The sequence below is a fragment of the Spirosoma liriopis genome (assembly GCF_023196085.1).
GTDB lineage: Bacteria > Bacteroidota > Bacteroidia > Cytophagales > Spirosomataceae > Spirosoma > Spirosoma oryzicola.
Genome location: NZ_JALPRF010000001.1, coordinates 859,553 through 876,096, shown reverse-complemented (window position 1 = coordinate 876,096; position 16,544 = coordinate 859,553). Strand labels below are relative to the sequence as shown.

The following is a 16,544-nucleotide window of genomic DNA, read 5'->3' as shown; positions in this document are numbered from 1 at the left end:
GAAGCTTTGCTTTACGATGGATTGCTTAGTTTTGTGACCAACAACCTCTATCTAACGATTTATGCGCCTTGTGATTCTGACGCAGGACGATCCGTTCTACCTCGCCCGAAATATTGATTACCTGCTGAAAAAACTGCCTCCCTATGCTGAAGTTGTAGCTACTGTAGTTTTTGACGTATCGCCATTTGGTAAGCGGGAAAGCTTCGGGGAGAAGATGAAGAAAACCTACGATATTTTTGGGTTACCCTTCTTTGTCCGGTACGGATTTAAGTACGTGCTTTCTAAAATGGATAGCCGTAATAACGTCAGAAAGGTGCTGGCTGACCGGAACATACCCCTGATTACAATCGAAGGAGCGATCAACAAAGACGAAAATCTGGAGAAGATCCGGGCTTACAAACCTGATTTGTTAGTGTCAATTGCCGGTAATCAGATTTTCAAACGGAAGCTGTTAGATGTGGCGACGTACGGTTGCATCAATCTCCACACCGCTCTTTTACCGAAGTATCGGGGTTTAATGCCGTCGTTCTGGGTCTTGAAAAACGGTGAGACACATACAGGTGTATCTGTCTTCTTTGTTGACGAAGGTATTGACAGTGGGCCGATTCTCGTTCAGAAAAAATTGGAGATCGGGGGAATGAGTCAGGCTCAATTGATCGATGTTACAAAGAAAATGGGCATGGACGCTATCCTGGAGTCCATTGAGAAGATCCACTCAGGCGATTATGAGCTAATCGAAAATGACGCTGCCCAAATGACCTATTTTACGTTCCCGACCCGCGATGACGTTAAAGCGTTTCTTGCCGCCGGAAAGCGTTTCTATTAATTGTAGTCGCTAGCAACGGTCTGCTCCGGTTGTTAGCGACGTTTATACTTATGAATATCCTGACATTTGATATTGAAGAGTGGTTTCATATTCTGGACAATGCGTCGACGCGAACTGAGGCTGAATGGAGCCGCTACGAAACGCGGATTCATGCCAATATGGACCGTATTTTTCAGCTTTTGGAAGACACAAACAGCCGAGCGACTTTCTTTTGCTTAGGCTGGGTAGCTGACAAGCATCCTGACGTTATCCGTCGCATTGATGCGGCAGGGTACGAAATTGCAACGCATTCGTACGCGCACCAGCTTGCTTACGAGCAGACCCCGGCTGAGTTTCAGGCTGATCTGGAACGATCCATTAAGCATTTGCAGGATATTACGGGTAAGAAAGTTCGGTCGTACCGAGCGCCCGGCTTCTCGATCAAAGCCTACAATCGCTGGGTTTTCCCGATTTTGATGGAGCAAGGTATCGAGGTTGATTGTTCCGTCTTTTCGGCTCGGCGGGCGCACGGTGGCGACGCGTCTTTGGGCATGTTTGAGCCGGGCTACCTGAATATCAATGGCACCTTGCTAAAGGAGTTTCCGATCAATACGGCGGCAGTGATGGGTCAGGATTTGATCTTCTCAGGCGGGGGCTATTTCCGCTTGCTACCCTACCGGGCAATTAGGGGCTTGATGAACCGCTCGCCCTACGTAATGACGTATTTTCACCCCCGCGACTTCGACGCAGAACAACCCATGATCCCGGGTCTGAGCCGGTCGCGCCAGTTCAAATCGTACTACGGTCTGAAAAACTGCTTGCCCAAGCTCAAACAGCTTCTAATGGAGTTTCCTTTCGTTGATCTGGCGGAGGCTGATCGGCAGGTAGACTGGTCTAAGGTAGTTCAGAAACAGGTGACGATTTAAGTTTTTTTGCGCGTACAATTTTTTCGTATTCATCCAGCAGGCGCTTAGCAACAATGTCGATATCGTACTGTGTTTGTACCAGCGTAGTAGCATTTTGGGCAACCTGCTGGCGGAGTTGAGAATCGCCAAGCATTTTTTCTAGCTCTTTCTGAAGCGCTTCAGGAGTCAGATCACTGATGAGGCCAGCGGCTTCATGTTGACGGATAGTCTCACCAAAACCGACTCGATCCGACACTAAAGCGGGGGTGCCAGCCGCCATAGCCTCGAGCACCGCCATAGAAAAGCCCTCCGAGTACGAAGGCAGCGTGAATAGATCGGCGTCTACAAGGGCAGCCTTCTTGTCGTCACCGGTCAGCATACCTACAAGGTGAATAGAATCACCAAGCTTATTGTCTTCTATAAACTGCCGGGTAGTCGCTTCATAGCCATCGTTACCCCCGGCTATTGCCAGGACAGTATCTGGATGATGGCGGACATATTCTTTGAATGCCGGTAATAACAGGCCAAGCCCTTTTTTTACATTAAGCCGGCTCATGAATAAGACCAGCTTTTTGGACGAGGGTAAGCCAAATTTCTGTCGAAACCTGCCTTTTGGCGGTAACTGCGCAAAATCACTCAGCTTAATGCCATTCGGAAGGATAACAACATTGGAATGAGGAGTACCCAGATAGCGAAGTATGTCTTCTCGCTCGTCTGTGTTGTTTATTTGAATTAGATCCGCCCGGCGGAGAAATCGTTTCTGAGCCAGCGTGTCCATCAACTGTTTTTTCCAATTGTTGTGCGCGTATACCCAGCGGTCGAGCACGCCATGAATCGTGATCACTTTTGCTACACTGTGATCAATCATGAACGGAGCCAGCGTTCCAAAATGCCAGAGACCGTGACAGTGAATAACGTCGTATTCTTTGCTGTGCTTTTTGATATATTGATAAAGCTCGCCCGAGAATTCTCTGAAGTAACGGCTGATCACCGGTGTGCGTCGGCATAAAATCAGTCTAGCACCCTCGGGAACCGGATACGGTTTTTCGCCAGCAGTAATGGGGCTGAGAATATCGACCTGATGACCATAGCGCAAAGCAACCTGCGTGTGGTCGAAGATGATTTTGGGTGGGCCTCCGGCTTCCCAGGTATAAGCACAAATATTTAAGATTCGCATAAACGTGCTGCGAAGTAAAACGTTATGTCGTGATTTTACTAAAACCGTCAAACATTTCCTGAGCTACCGCTTCGGGAGAATAAGGGACAACTGATTGTTCAGCCGCGTTTTTCATCCGCTTTAGATCAACCAATCCGTCCATAACTTGCTTAAGCTGATCGGCTAATTGAGTAGGCTGATCAGGATTAAACACAAAGCCATTCTGACCGTCGTGCACTAAATCCGGAACGCAGCCGCATCGTTCTGACACAATAGCGGGTAAACTACAAGCCATTGCTTCATTAACAACCAAACCCCAAGGTTCTGACCGGCTTGGTAGCACTAGGACATCGCTGAGAGCCAGTATCTCCGGTACCCTGAACCACGGACGACCTGATAACAGAGTTACCCGATCAGTAAGGTTTAACGCATTGATCTGAGTTTGTAAAGAGTCTTTCTCTACACCATCGCCCAGTAAAACCAAGCCCCACTGATGCGCCATGGCCGACTGAGTAATAGCCTGCGCAAATGCTGTAATGAGCGTTGGTAAATTTTTGAATTCGATCAGCCGGCCAACGAAAATGAAATTATGCTGTCGTAAGCTCAAAGCCTGCTGCTGGTCAGAGCGTTGGCTAACGGATTTTTCGTAAACCGAACGAAGCGTAGCATTATCTACCGCGTTTTTCTGAAGCAGGATCTTTGCCGGTTTTACGCCTAATTGTATCAGGTATTGAGCGGACTGACTACCAAAACAAAAAAAACCGGCACATTGACTAAAGACGAACCGTTTAAAGTACTCTTTTAAGCTGCCTCGCTTGTGATCTACGGCTGTGCTCTCATTCTGCATTACAACGGGTATGCCCTGAACCTTAGCCCATCCTAGCAGTAATAGTTGAGCTGGGTCGTAGTAACCAGTAAGGTGTATTACATCGGGTCGAAATTTCCTGGCTTTCTGGAGCAGAGCTTGCATTCGCTCAGCCAAGGTTACATCCTCTAAATACCGATCAAAAAGTAAGTCGTAGTCATAAGCATAAGTAGGGGCTGTCGTGCCTACTTCAACTTCCAGCCCAGCTCTGGAGCGTTCGTTACGCGCAATTTGCAGCACAAGCATAGTTACATCAGGTCGTTGATCAACCAGGCGCTGTAATGCTTGAAACACAACGGATTTATAGTGTGCCCATAGGATGTTATGAACAATCAGAATACGCATCAGGAGGCCTGATTGTTAGGTACAACAACATATTGATCCGTACCGTCAGCCGCTGTTGGATGATTTGATAAATAAGTCGGGAATAAGTGCTCAACGCCAATAAACCGAATCATCAGTGCCAAGGGAAACCAGAAGGCTATTTCGTTGGGTCGTCCGTTGGTAAACAGGGTGACAAGGATCAACATATAGAAATAAGCTAAAAACGTGCTCAACGGGTTCGGATTGGTCCGCATGATTGTCAATATGTGATAGAAAATCAGGCCATTCAGACCGCCAAAAAACACGAAACCCAGTATGCCATGATTCGTTAAGGCTTCCATGACCGGTACGTCGAGATACAAAAACTTATACCCGTAGCCTAGAATCAGCATATACAAGTGTCCGGATAATACATTCGAGAAGAAGTTTGCACTGACGGATCGGTTCGCTGCCGAAGCGTCCAGCGTTGCCTGATAGGCCGCTCCTTTTGCTTTTAGTCCCAATAAAGCGTACACGTTTTCAAGATTCCGTTCCGCAAAGGCCAGTACATAACTATACAAGATTCCGTAGGTATCACTAAACTTCTGAAAGAAGATGACCACGCCAACGAAACCTAGGATAATTGTGATAATAGGAATGGGTCGGAAAATACCCCGGACTGCCATTCGAATTTGGGCCGGACGTACATTGTAGAACATAAAAAAGGCTAACGCTATCAGCATAGCCAGAATACCAGACCGCGTTTGCGTCAATATCAGAATAGCGAGGTTCAGAATGCCGGCAAACAACGCGAATAACCGAAAGATTACACCTGTCTGTGGTCGTACCAGCCAAATCGCGCAGGCTACTAGGCCCATAAACGCGTTGCGGGCAAACGCGTGGGGGTTTCCCGAACCTTCATCGTTATCACCCAACGTAATGGTCGCTCGTTGCCCAAGTGCCCAAGTTGGATTTGTCATCAGAGAGTAGATAAGACCCAGATTGGATATAAACGTAAACAGAATGACGACCGGGATAAACACCCTGATAATATCGTTGGGAATGTTTATAAGGAGAAAAATGAAAATGAAAATGTATGTATAATAGATCATATCCTTGGTGTAATCCTTGAAACCGGGATCACCCATGTACACATACATATAAAATATACAGAGCAGCAGGAATCCAACGCCCAGCCCTAACATAGTGATGTTTGGACGGTACAAGCGCCTGAAAAGTGTGAAAGGAACCATCAGCACTAATCCACCTGCCAGCGCTGCCGCCGTAAAGGCCGTGCTGCCCGGAGCTAGCTTGAGGGTTTCCCGGAAAAAGAAAATGAGTGGGTATCCATCTACAAGGATGCATATACCCAGCACAAGGCGCATGTAATCGAGTGTCTGCAAAAAACGAATGAGACCGCTCATAAATAGTATGGTTTATTACGTACGGTCAGCAGATTAGATACGCTGTTGACTACGCACATGGACGACGAACGTAAATTCAATTTTGGTTGGAACGACGTAGCTGTAGCCGGTGTCGGACATAACCAAACTCACCCTGTAAGACAAATGTGACCAGTTTGCGTAACCGACAATACCGACTCCAGAACGAAGGCCCAAGCGAACTTTGTAGCTGAGGACGGTACTTTTCCTTCACCAGTTGGTGTTCATTAAGCCCAACGGTTTGAATCGTAGACGATTTTGCATTGGGCTGAACGCGAAATCCTCCCCAAAAGCCGTCAACGTGCTGAAAGCGAACGCTTGGCTGAACCCCTAGGCGCGATACAATTTCGTAATCAATCACAAAGCGAAGACTCTCATCCAGCAGTCCGAACTGCTCTAAACGCTTTCTGCTTATAAATAGCGATTGGTTAAAAACCTGCATTCCTTCGTAGATCTGACATTCGACGCAGAACTTCGGCGCACGCATCTCTTCGAGAATAACGTCATCTTCGTCAGTAATATACATATCACCGAAAAAAACGTCCGTATCTGGATTTTTCCGCCAGGCATCGGCTACCCGCGCGAACGCGTTTGGCGCAAACACATCGTCCGAATTCTGAAAGGCTACATAGTCGCCAGTCGCCAGTCGAAAACCTTTATTAATCGCGTCTGTTTGTCCGCGATCTTTCTCGCTCACCCAGCCTGCCAGATACGGTTCGTACTTTTTTATGATGTCTAAGCTTCCGTCTGTCGAACCACCATCAATTATAAAATACTCAAGATTTGGGTATTGCTGATTCAATACACTTAAAATCGTACGCTCCAGATACTCATCCTGGTTATACGAAGGCGTTACCACCGTTAGCTTCGGATAAGATCGGCCATCGTTTGCCACAAGCGGTTGATAGGACTGCGTAACGAACGAAGAAAGCGAGTTATCGGAACGGGTCATGAGTTTACAGTAAAGATTGGTAGACGGCCAGTGTTTGACGAGCTGTTTGTTCGCACGAAAAATGCGTTAGCCGTTCGGCACCTTTCTGGCGCAGTTCATTACGTAGGCTGTCGTTCATAACGACTTTTTCAACCGCATTAGCAATCGATTCATCGTCTTCAGGATCAAAATAAACGGCAGCGTCGGCAGCAACTTCGGGCAAGGAACTTCGATCACTAACGATGACCGGACAGCCAGCGCTAAATGCTTCCAGAACAGGAATGCCAAACCCTTCGTTGAGTGACGGAAAGACAAAAGCCTGCGCGTGCCGGTAGAGTCCAAACAAACTTGCATCAGTAATTGGGCGATAATGAACGCGTTCATTAACTCGGGCCGAATGGAACAAGCCCTGTTCTTCAGCGGTGAAAGCGCCACCGCCAGCGCAAACAAGATGCAAATCGGGATAACGGTTCAGAACCGGTCGAATGGCCCGAAAAAAGACATTGAAATTTTTGTAGAGCCCCCGTTTTCCCACAAACAGCAGGTAAGGAAAATCAAAAGCTCTTGGTGCGTTTTGTAAAGAATCGTCTTTAAAATTAGTGCCCAGGTGAATGACACTAATTTTATCAGGCTGAATCGGGAAGAATCTCAGAATTTCCTGCTTGGAAAATTCTGAGACTGAAATAATCCGGTCGGCCCGGTGCAACAGTTGCTTTTTTACCTCATAAAGCCCTTCCCCAACGTCAGGGTATTGCTTACCATAGCGTTCACTAGTGGCATCGTGAAAGGTCAGAACGAACGGTCTAGTAATGGATTTTAAAAAGTACCGGTGGTAGTAAGTAGGATGAAAAATATCATACTGACCAGCCTTGATGCGTTGTAAGCTATACAGCCGATTAAACAGTGAGGCCGCCCGGTTTACATTCCGGAGATGAGCTAGCTGCCGATACCGAAGGTGCCTGCTAAACGACGCTTTGCTAAGATACTCGTTGTTGGAAAGCCGCAGAGACAGTTCAAACTCAATGTCAGAGCGATTGGAAAACGAACTCATCAAGTCGAAGAAATAGCGGGATACTCCCCCGTATGTCAGCCCTGTAAAGCATTGATGGTCGTATAGAACATTCATTGAACAAGAATCAGCTAGTTTGTATTTTTTTGAGAAAATACGCCTGCAAAAATACAACTTATAGCGACAAAGCCAAGATTATACCTGACTCTCCTTAGCTGGATATTTATCGTAGGACAGGGAGTGGGACTTCTTCCACGAACTTTGTGACAATGCGCATGGCTTCGACAGTTACCCGACGCCAACCTCGCAATACAACAGGCTCCGGTTGCTGCCCATACGCAGGCTGAGTGGCTGTCATGTTCGGATCGTTATGGGCCGAAATGGTTTTTCTGTAAGCCGCAATCAGCGATACCACATCTGGCCTTTCCGCGAATTTTAGGCGATTTTGATAGGGAAAAAAGCCTTCGTTCGGGTTATACAGCCCTTTAGCGTTCATGAATAACAACGGCGCTGTATTGCCACTTACTTTCCATGTACCGTTTTCCTGCTGCAAACGCCGTTGAGGAAGGTTCCAGAGGGCTACGTGCCAGGTCGTATCTTTAATAATTGCTACGTTCTGAAAGAAAACCGGCAGATGCATCAGCCAGATTTGATCCGTACATAAGCTTTTACAGAAATCGATAAAAGCGCGGGTTTCAGCACGATCTCTCCACCAGGCTAGCAATCTATCGGTTTCAGCCGACCGCCGAAAGGCCAAAAAGTCAGCGCTGTATAGGCCAATGTTCTGGAAAAACTTTTCGTCGGGCCATTCCTGACCCGGTTTAGCAGAGCCGCCAGGAGCGCGGGTGATGTGAGGAGTCAGCAACACATTGGCGGACTTGAGTTGCTGCCAGATCGGTTCTAGGCTACTAAAGAACAGACTATTTGGATCGGTATAGATCAGGCTGTTCTGGTCGGGAAAACGCCGGAAGGCCTCCTGGATAAAGGCTGGTTTACAGGCCGCTGCAAACTCTGTTGGCGTGTATTGACTAGAAAGCGTGCGAATCTGATCCTGATCCATCCATTCACTAACTGGCCAAAGAGGGTAAGGCGATTGAAAACCGGCCGGCAAATTAGCGGGATCGTCAACTAGACCAATGATAACGGGATAGGATTTATCCGTAGACGCATATTTCGTAAAACTATCGCCTAATGACAATGCCTGCGGCAGTTGTCGGGTCGTACAAAGGGTTAGTAGCACAGTCGAGTCAGAACTAATTATTCAAGCACATCACCAAGAGCCGCCAGATACGGCGCATACCAGTTAGCGGCAGCGTCGGCATAGCGGTTATAATTACCTTGCTGAAGGCTGTTTAACACGGGTTTCAAGCGTCGCAGTCGATCATGCGGCAGGCAGCTTCGCATTGTAAAATGAGAAAGACGACGACGAAGTAAGGTAAGTCCCGGCGCTTCCTGCGGTACTCGCTCGGCCAGTAAGCGACTGATCGTAGCCAGTGTCGCCTGCTTTTCACGCAAGGGGGCTAGCTTTATAGCGCGGTGTCTGGAAAAACGGTCTCGTAAACGAACGCGCTGAGGTGGCTCTTTTTGACGAACACCTACCTGCTGCCGGACGTGCGTTCGGTACAACAGCAGCGGCTCATCAACGAATTGAATGGCGTTGTAAGCGGCTCCTACCAGACCAAGCCAGCCATCGTAGATATAGCCGGGAACTTCGTCGGGAAAAGGCATCACTCTGTTCAGAAAAGATCGACGAACAACCGTTGCACAACCCATGACCCGATTGCCATCGAGCATTACTTCCATCATCTCGCCCGTTCGCCAACGATTTTGTGCCTCTTCATCGAAGCGAATCCAGGTCCAGAATCGTCGTTCGCGTCCCTGCAAATGTTCATCAGTCACCCAGGCGTCAGAGAAAGCAAGCTGATCATTGGGGTGCTTCTCCATATAATCAGTCATCACACTGATCTTATTGGGAAACCAATAGTCGTCCTGATCACAGATGAAAATCAAATCGCCAGTACATTCTGACAGAGCGCGCTCGAAGTTTTTATTGGAACCCAGTTGGACATCGTTGACCAGAATCCGTACGCGGAAAGGAGCCTCAGCGGCTAAGCGTTCCAGCAGGGCGACTGTACCATCGGTGGAGCGGTCGTCGCATACCACTATCTCATCGGGTAATAAGTGCTGGTCGAGTAGGCTTTGCCACTGCGCAGGTAAGTAAGTTTCACCGTTATAGGTACACAAGGCAACCGATATTGTCGGTCGAACCGGATTTTCCATTCTCACTAATCAAATTTGGTAACCATACTGAGCAAAAATAGGTCGCCAATAGGCGGTGCCGTGAATATCCCAAGCATGGCATCCGAACGGCAACTGCCCCTTGTTATAGTCTTCAACAGCCCGCTTTGGGTAAAATTCAATGGCAAATTTCATGGCTTCCCGATAGTCTGGAATGCGTAACCGGGGCCAGTACCGATTGACTTCGATTCCCCAGAACACATCTTCGTTATACTGGTGTACATGAATTTGCTCGTACTTGTTTATTTTTTGCTTTAGTTCGGGTAAATGGCGCAGCATAGCCGAAACGCGACGTAGCGAAAGTCCTCCGTTGCCCACACCATTTAAACTAATAATTTCTTTAGGTGTCACGCCGTCTGGCTTTTTTAAATCAAGCCACGTGGCAGCTCGTTGTTTGACCGTAAACCAAAGCTCGTCGCGCCAGCCCGTAAAATCCCGATCCCGCAACCAGGGCGCTCCAATGTAATCGTATCCTTTCTGACACCAGTCCGCCAGTTCGTCGCGAAAAACAAATGCGTCTAACTGATGAATGAGGATGTACTCTACATCGGTGAATGCCTTGTAGAAGACCTCTGAAAGCATCAACTTATTGTAGCCCTGAATACTGGCAAAAAACGAATCATCGAACGTTTTGACTTGCAAAGAAGGGTATAATTTCTGGTAAAGAGAAATGTCGAGGGATTGTGGAGCTACAAGCCAGACCGAGTAATGGCCTAAAACGCGCATACACTGCGTCAACGCAATGCGCTCGTTATCAGTTAAATCTGGTTTATAAACAGGGATGACTACGCCGACGCTCACGGATACCGGATACTTCATACAAATTTTGGTTGACCTAATCGCTGTAAGACAGCGTCCTGTACCCACGCGTAAGGAAGTTCCGCACAGGGATGGCCGAAATTATTCAGAATGGTAACATCCTCCCCACGTTTGTAACGTCCCGAATAAGGAAGGTAATCGACAAAGTCGAACAACTGGCCAAGTAAAAGAATGCTGGTAGCACCGGTTGCGTTAGCCATGTGAGCCGGACCGCTATCAATCCCGATAAATAAATGCGATTGCCGGATTACCTCAGCCGTTTCCAGCAGGCTCAACTGACCGCATAGGCTTCGGAAATTGGGGTGCGCTTCAGTGATAATCGATTGCAGGCCAACTTCTATGACGGGATAAGGATACGTATCAAGCAGCCATTTTACCAGCCGATTCCAGCTCTCTACCGGCCAGTCGCGCATAATATGACTTGATTGACAGTGAATGACAATCGGGGATTCCTGAAGTTGAAGTGCCGCTACGCGCTGTCGAACTTCCTCTGGAATGTACATCTTAGGTTCTGCTGTCAGAGCCGGTAAACCGGCAGCCTGTGAAAACATGTACAGCAAGTCTCCACGGTCGTAGTAATTATCAAACGTCAGATTGATCTGATCAGCAGTTGGGTTAATCGGATCTTCCGGGCAGTATTTGCACTTGCGGTGCGAAATATGCATGTTATAGACCTGATCGAAAATACCGGTACGCAACAGCAGGACTCGCTCACTAGGGCACTTTTCAACAAAAAAACCGTCTAAGTCCGGGTGGTATTTAACCAGTTCAGCATATTGCTGCCGAACAACCCAAAGGATGTGTGCGTCAGGATGGCGTTGCCGAACTTCACGTGCAACAGGCTCACAGGCAATGATATCACCCATCTGTTCGGACAAGATGATCGCTACCAGCGGCTTATCGCCCAGCTTAGATTTAAGCTGGCGTAATTCGAGGTATTTCCAAACGAACGACCAATACTTACCCACAATGTGGGTATATTTATTATAACGGTGAGTCCAGAGGGCTCGTTGGCGCGACCAATAAGCCATATCAATGCGTTTCTAAGAGCGAAATAAGTCTAGTAAAGGGCGTGTTTAGCACCTTTCTCACCCGTTTGTACCGGAGTACCTTCGGGGGTTTTATGTATACGCAGGGGTATTTCTGATAAATATCATTGTGGTTTTTCAATAGCCTGTTCCGATAGATATCAAAGAGTGGTTTTACATCGGGGCGCTCCTGACCGGGAATTTCCACAGGATCAAACGTAAACCGCGTTTGGTACTTAGACACATCGTTTGGCCGGTAGGGGTTGTACCCACTGTAATGAAAAAATTGAAGAAGCTCGGTGTCATTTACGCGCCATTGTCCACCTGAATCCTGGGAGAAATAGCGCTCGTGTAAATTCCAGTAAGCAACGTTATAGCCTACGTGACGATCAATCAAAACATTGTCGTAGTAAACTGGTGCAAAATTAACCCAGTGTTGATCAACAAAAAGACCGTTGCATAGATCGATCCGGCATTCGTAGACCAGTCGCTCTTTCCACCAATCAACAAACTCTTGTGCTGTCTGGTCCTTACGCAGGCCAATAAAACCCAGGTTGAAAATTCCCGTACCTAAATGGTGGATCTCGTTGGGGCGTTCCCAGTCCGGTGTGGGTGAACATGTGTGCGGAGTCAACACCAGACTGTGTTGTTGCAGCGCCTGGTTCAGTTTATGCAGCGGTTGGTAAATGATGATGTCAGGGTCAAAATAAATAAGTTGAGTGACATCTGGATTATTCTTGAAGAAGTAATCGATGTAGAAAGGCTTGACAGCGGTGTTGAGTTCTGTAATATCATACCGGTCGCACATAGCGGCAAAATCGGGGATACCGATCTTGTCTACCTCCAGCATGGCGTACTCCGGCATCAGCTCGGCGGGCAGGTTGGCTACACTAAGCTTATCAACCAGCCCAATTACGTACGTATAGTCGGGATTCGTTTCTTTGAGTGAATCGCCTAACGTTCGGGCCTGAGCTAAATAATTAATGGAGCATATAGTGAAAGCAAGTGTCATAACTACAGGTCGGAAAGGAGTCTGAATATCTGGGCTTTTCGAACTAGCTCACTGATTGACCAACTGACTTACCGACTGATTTAGTATAGGAAAAATATCGTTTTAACTCGTTAATCGGCTTCTCAAACAAGTACCAGGACAGCGAAGCTACGATTAATAGCATTACAAGACTAATAATTCGATGTGACCAGAAGCCCAGCGTTAGGTTTAAACCAACACGATTCAGTACGCGCATGACAACAGGCGTAACAAAGCCCGGTACGAGCATGTGAAAGACGTAGATACCGTAGCTAATGCGACCAACGTATTGCAAGGCTTTGCTGTTGAGTACGTGTCCGGCCAAGCCGTTTATACCCATACTGGCTCGTACGATGACAAACAGGGCCAGGACTGAAATGGATAAACGCTGGAACAGGACGACCAATAAATCATCGCCGGGTAATAGCTGTAGGGCAATAAAGCTGGGTAATGCCAAAGCTGCTGCTAGCGATAATCTTTTCAGAAAAGACGGTAAAGCCTCGGGTTGACTGGTCGCCACGTAGGCCCACAAGGCTCCCAACCCAAAAGCATCGAAACTGGCAGGTGTCAGTACACCGTCCAGATTGCCCTGCGAATACCCATAACCCCGGAATAGCACACCCACTACGATCATGCCAACAATGACCCACCGAAACAGGTGACGCGGGGTCAGCAAGACAAGCCAGGGCCAGACCAGATACAATTGTTCTTCAACGCCTAATGTCCAGAAAGGGGATAGAATATCAGCCCAGTTGCCTGTCTTGCTCAACAAGATATTATACCCGTACAGATAATAATAAAGTGGTTGATCGTCAATGTCCGATGTTTCGGGATGAAAAACGCGAACAAACGTAATGGCGAGGTAATAAAGCGGAAAAATCCGTAAGGCGCGCCGGACAAAGAAATTGCGATACGTATCGGTAAGCGTACTCTGACCTGCGGCTATCCGATTGCGGTTTTCGATAAGAATGCGCGTAATCAGAAAACCGCTGATTACGAAAAAGACCATCACGCCAATGGTGCCGTTGGGAAGTCGATTGAATCCCTCGCCCGTTGGAAACCAGTGGTAAATAACCACCAGCAACACCGCGAATGTCCGCAGGGAATCTAACTGAGGCATATGGCCAGAAGGAATCTTGGACATTCGCGGTGTTGCGTTTGGAAAATGCCACAACGACGGGCTGTGACACGCGTGATCCTAGGTTAATTGATGAAACAAAGTTACGAGAGTTTCGATGCTTTGTTGCGCAGGGTGACGTTCGAGAATTTTTTCGCTAAGCCGTTTCCCCATCTGCCGACGCTGTTCAGGATTATTCAACAACGTAACAGTGCGGCTGCTCATCGCGTCGAGGTCGAGGTAAGGAACCGCGAAACCACCGTCGGCTTCAATCAGTTCGGGAGAGCCGCCCGCACCGTCGAAACAAACAACGGGTACTTCACTCAAACCGGCTTCAAACACAACCAACGGGTAGGGGTCCTCACGCGAACAAAGCGCAAACACATCAAAATGGCTCATGTACCGCAGTACATCCGGGGTGGGCGCGATCAGGTGAACCCGTTCGGCGATCCCTGCTTTCTGAATGTCCATCAGCAGGTCGTCGTACAACGGCCCAGGCGATATGCCGACCCAGACAAAATGAACGTTGGCTTCGGGTGTTCTACCGATTACCTGTCGGGCAAGGGTTACGAATAAATCATTTCCTTTGCGCCATTCCGCATTACCGCATCCACCGACAATCAAGGCATTGTCGGGTAAGCCTAGCTCCTTATAGATATTGGGCTGTTGTCGTGCCTTGTCTACGTTGCGCTTCAACGATGGTGTGTCAATGAGCGTAAACAGCGTAATGCGGGCCGGATCGAAGTGATGTTCTTCTTTGTAGTACCGGGCGGTTGCTTCGGATACAGCCAGCAAATGATTGGTTCGACCTAACAGATAAGCTAATTCATCGGGGCGGGTGTAAATCCGCACAGACATGGCCAGTTCGTGGACAAAAGTTACCACCGGAATGGTTTCAGGAATGCCCAACTGACTAAACCACCGACTGCTGGTAACGGTATTGACGAACACCAGATCAAAGGAATCTAGCTTAAGAATTGAGCGGATTTCCTCCTGACGTTTTTGTTGCTGGCGTTGATAAAATTGTTCCCACAAGCCTAGTTTTCCCAGAACCTTATCGGCTAAAACGCCCATCACATATCGGTCAGATGCAGGCCAGACCGTAACGGTACACACGGATCGATACTCGTCAAGAAGCGGCCCGCCTTCACCCAAAAGCAAATGCATCTGGAATCCTTCCGCTTTCAGTAACCGCATGATGTTTAGTAACACCAGCTGTGCTCCGGCCCGGTTAGCATCATTGCCGATTAACAGTAACTTTTTCAGAGTGTAGCAGACCGTTTGTGGGTTTAGGGTTTTCTAGCTGTTCTCGCTCTAACAGGCGTAGCATATACCCGAAACCATGAACTTAATACGTTTCGTGACTTGGTGTCGGTAATTTCTTAGCCGGGTTTCCGATGTACACACCCCATTCGTCGGTGTCTTTGTAAATGGCAGTTGCCATCCCTACCAGCGTACCGGTTGCGATATGCAGAAAATCGCGAATAGTGCTGTTAACCCCAAAGAAGCAATACGGCTCAATGACACAATGACCCGACATGACCACATGCGACGTAAAAAAGACGTGATCCTTAATCTGTCCGTGGTGGCCGATGTGGTTGCCGCTCCAGAGTACAACGTTATTGCCAATTGTGGTGAAAGGCTGAATGGTGTTGTCTTCCAGGATAAAGCAGTTTTCGCCGATTGGATTACCGAATGTCGTAGCCTTTGAGCTAACGTAAGAGATAAATTCGTAGCCTTTGGCCTTCGCTTCAAGGTAAATTCGCTCGCGGTTGCGGTTCATACCCCGTCCCGTCATCGGAGCAAAGAATTTATACTCCTGCGGTGAAAACAACGTCTCTACATCTTCAAAAGCGACCAAGGGTAAACCTTTGAATTCTGAGCCATTCATGTATTCCCGGCTGACCGTGAAGGCCGCTACCTCATGTTCAGAATCGTGAGTAAGGTAGAAGTGAGCCAGCTCGGCGGTATCCATTACCCCAAAAATGATAACCTTTGCCATATAGACTGAATTGTTGAGTGATCAGACCGCAAACGCGGGTAGTTAAGCATTCAGGTATTCACTAATCAAACGAGTTCATATTCATCCAACATCGCCCGAACGGTAGTCACATCGTTGAACATAAGCACATCCAAAATAGAAAGCCAGGGTATAAATTCCTGATTCCGATTAAACTGGGGATACTCGACCCGTTTCGCTTTGATAAAACTCAAGGCGATTTTTTCTTGAGCGAAGGTAGGTTTGTCGTACAATTCCATGCCGCCAATCGGGTTAATATAAGCCGACGCTTTTTCCTGTTGGCAGATATCTAGAATGCGCTCCTGCGCTTTCAGATGACCGTTGTTGTAAATTGTAGACGATTGTACCAAGCGAGTTGTCAGGCCGAGGTGCTGATTGAGTTCAACGAGGCTGAAATAAATCAGATCAGCGATTGAATCGGTCGTAAAATTCACCATTTTTTCGGTCACTGGCATTACCGTTCCGTAATGGGGTGCCTTCCGATAACCCTGTTCGATTGTTTTTAGCAGCTTTCCACGCCATTTTGGGTCGTCAACTAAGTGTACCTCGTTGATCGGCTTGTTTTGACTGGCGTCTTTCAGCGGAACAGTAAAAAGATATTCCTGCCCGTTTATAAGCAGTTTGTTTCTATTGATCCAGCCCCGGTTAATGAAGGCTACATCGTCATACAGCACGAACGTATCAACCGCGTTCATCAACTGCATGTAGCCAATGTAAGGCAGAAAATAAGGCTGCATGATGGCTAGAGTCATCGAATTTCAAATTAAGTAGGACAGTCCATGAAATCAGGCGCATTACGAAAGCAACGCCATTCCC

16 protein-coding genes are annotated in these 16,544 nt (G+C 47.7%); 2 read left to right on the top strand and 14 right to left on the bottom strand.

The features are described 5' to 3' along the window. Positions 1 to 61: 61 nt before the first annotated feature. A complete protein-coding gene (locus M0L20_RS03715) occupies positions 62 to 826 on the top strand; it encodes a methionyl-tRNA formyltransferase (protein WP_248475790.1) in 765 nt (254 codons plus the stop codon). A 50-nt stretch (positions 827 to 876) separates the two neighbouring features. Then, positions 877 to 1,731, top strand: coding sequence for a polysaccharide deacetylase family protein (locus tag M0L20_RS03710; protein ID WP_248475789.1), 855 nt, complete (start codon positions 877 to 879; stop codon positions 1,729 to 1,731). Here the strand turns inward: M0L20_RS03710 and M0L20_RS03705 are convergent. The 14 genes from M0L20_RS03705 to M0L20_RS03640 all read right to left on the bottom strand — a co-directional run bounded on the left by M0L20_RS03705 (position 1,700) and on the right by M0L20_RS03640 (position 16,480). Beyond that, positions 1,700 to 2,887, bottom strand: a complete 1,188-nt coding sequence (locus M0L20_RS03705; protein ID WP_248475788.1) for a glycosyltransferase — start codon at positions 2,885 to 2,887, stop codon at positions 1,700 to 1,702. The genes M0L20_RS03710 and M0L20_RS03705 overlap by 32 nt on opposite strands. 22 nt (positions 2,888 to 2,909) lie before the next feature. Then, entirely contained in the window at positions 2,910 to 4,076 is a 1,167-nt protein-coding gene (locus tag M0L20_RS03700; RefSeq protein ID WP_248475787.1) for a glycosyltransferase family 4 protein, read from the bottom strand. After that, a complete protein-coding gene (locus M0L20_RS03695) occupies positions 4,076 to 5,458 on the bottom strand; it encodes an O-antigen ligase family protein (protein ID WP_232559510.1) in 1,383 nt (460 codons plus the stop codon). Before M0L20_RS03695 ends, M0L20_RS03700 begins: the two co-directional genes overlap by 1 nt. Positions 5,459 to 5,534: 76 nt before the next feature. Then, entirely contained in the window at positions 5,535 to 6,428 is an 894-nt protein-coding gene (locus M0L20_RS03690; protein ID WP_248475786.1) for a glycosyltransferase family 2 protein, read from the bottom strand. Between the two features lie 4 nt (positions 6,429 to 6,432). Next, on the bottom strand, positions 6,433 to 7,533 hold the full coding sequence (locus tag M0L20_RS03685) for a glycosyltransferase family 4 protein (protein ID WP_248475785.1): 1,101 nt from the start codon (positions 7,531 to 7,533) through the stop codon (positions 6,433 to 6,435). A 106-nt stretch (positions 7,534 to 7,639) separates the two neighbouring features. Then, positions 7,640 to 8,656: a hypothetical protein gene (locus tag M0L20_RS03680; RefSeq protein WP_248475784.1), complete on the bottom strand. Its 1,017-nt coding sequence runs from the start codon at positions 8,654 to 8,656 to the stop codon at positions 7,640 to 7,642. A gap of 17 nt (positions 8,657 to 8,673) precedes the next feature. Further along, positions 8,674 to 9,696: a glycosyltransferase family 2 protein gene (locus M0L20_RS03675; protein WP_232559506.1), complete on the bottom strand. Its 1,023-nt coding sequence runs from the start codon at positions 9,694 to 9,696 to the stop codon at positions 8,674 to 8,676. 9 nt (positions 9,697 to 9,705) lie between these two features. Beyond that, positions 9,706 to 10,533 (bottom strand): DUF5672 family protein, encoded by an 828-nt coding sequence (locus M0L20_RS03670; RefSeq protein ID WP_248475783.1) that lies wholly within the window; start codon positions 10,531 to 10,533, stop codon positions 9,706 to 9,708. Continuing rightward, positions 10,530 to 11,564 carry a glycosyltransferase family 9 protein gene (locus M0L20_RS03665; protein WP_248475782.1) on the bottom strand — a complete coding sequence of 345 codons (1,035 nt, stop codon included), beginning with the start codon at positions 11,562 to 11,564 and terminating at the stop codon, positions 10,530 to 10,532. Before M0L20_RS03665 ends, M0L20_RS03670 begins: the two co-directional genes overlap by 4 nt. A 1-nt stretch (position 11,565) precedes the next feature. Beyond that, complete coding sequence (locus M0L20_RS03660; protein WP_248475781.1) at positions 11,566 to 12,573, bottom strand: glycosyl transferase; 1,008 nt, start codon at positions 12,571 to 12,573, stop codon at positions 11,566 to 11,568. A 43-nt stretch (positions 12,574 to 12,616) separates the two neighbouring features. Next, the gene (locus tag M0L20_RS03655; protein ID WP_248475779.1) at positions 12,617 to 13,735 is read right to left on the bottom strand and encodes an acyltransferase family protein; all 1,119 of its coding nucleotides are present in this window, start codon (positions 13,733 to 13,735) and stop codon (positions 12,617 to 12,619) included. 54 nt (positions 13,736 to 13,789) lie between these two features. After that, positions 13,790 to 14,920, bottom strand: coding sequence for a glycosyltransferase family 4 protein (locus M0L20_RS03650; protein WP_354004158.1), 1,131 nt, complete (start codon positions 14,918 to 14,920; stop codon positions 13,790 to 13,792). A gap of 136 nt (positions 14,921 to 15,056) precedes the next feature. Further along, entirely contained in the window at positions 15,057 to 15,710 is a 654-nt protein-coding gene (locus M0L20_RS03645) for an acetyltransferase (RefSeq protein ID WP_232559500.1), read from the bottom strand. Between the two features lie 65 nt (positions 15,711 to 15,775). Beyond that, a complete protein-coding gene (locus M0L20_RS03640; protein ID WP_248475775.1) occupies positions 15,776 to 16,480 on the bottom strand; it encodes a WbqC family protein in 705 nt (234 codons plus the stop codon). Between the last annotated feature and the right edge of the window lie 64 nt (positions 16,481 to 16,544).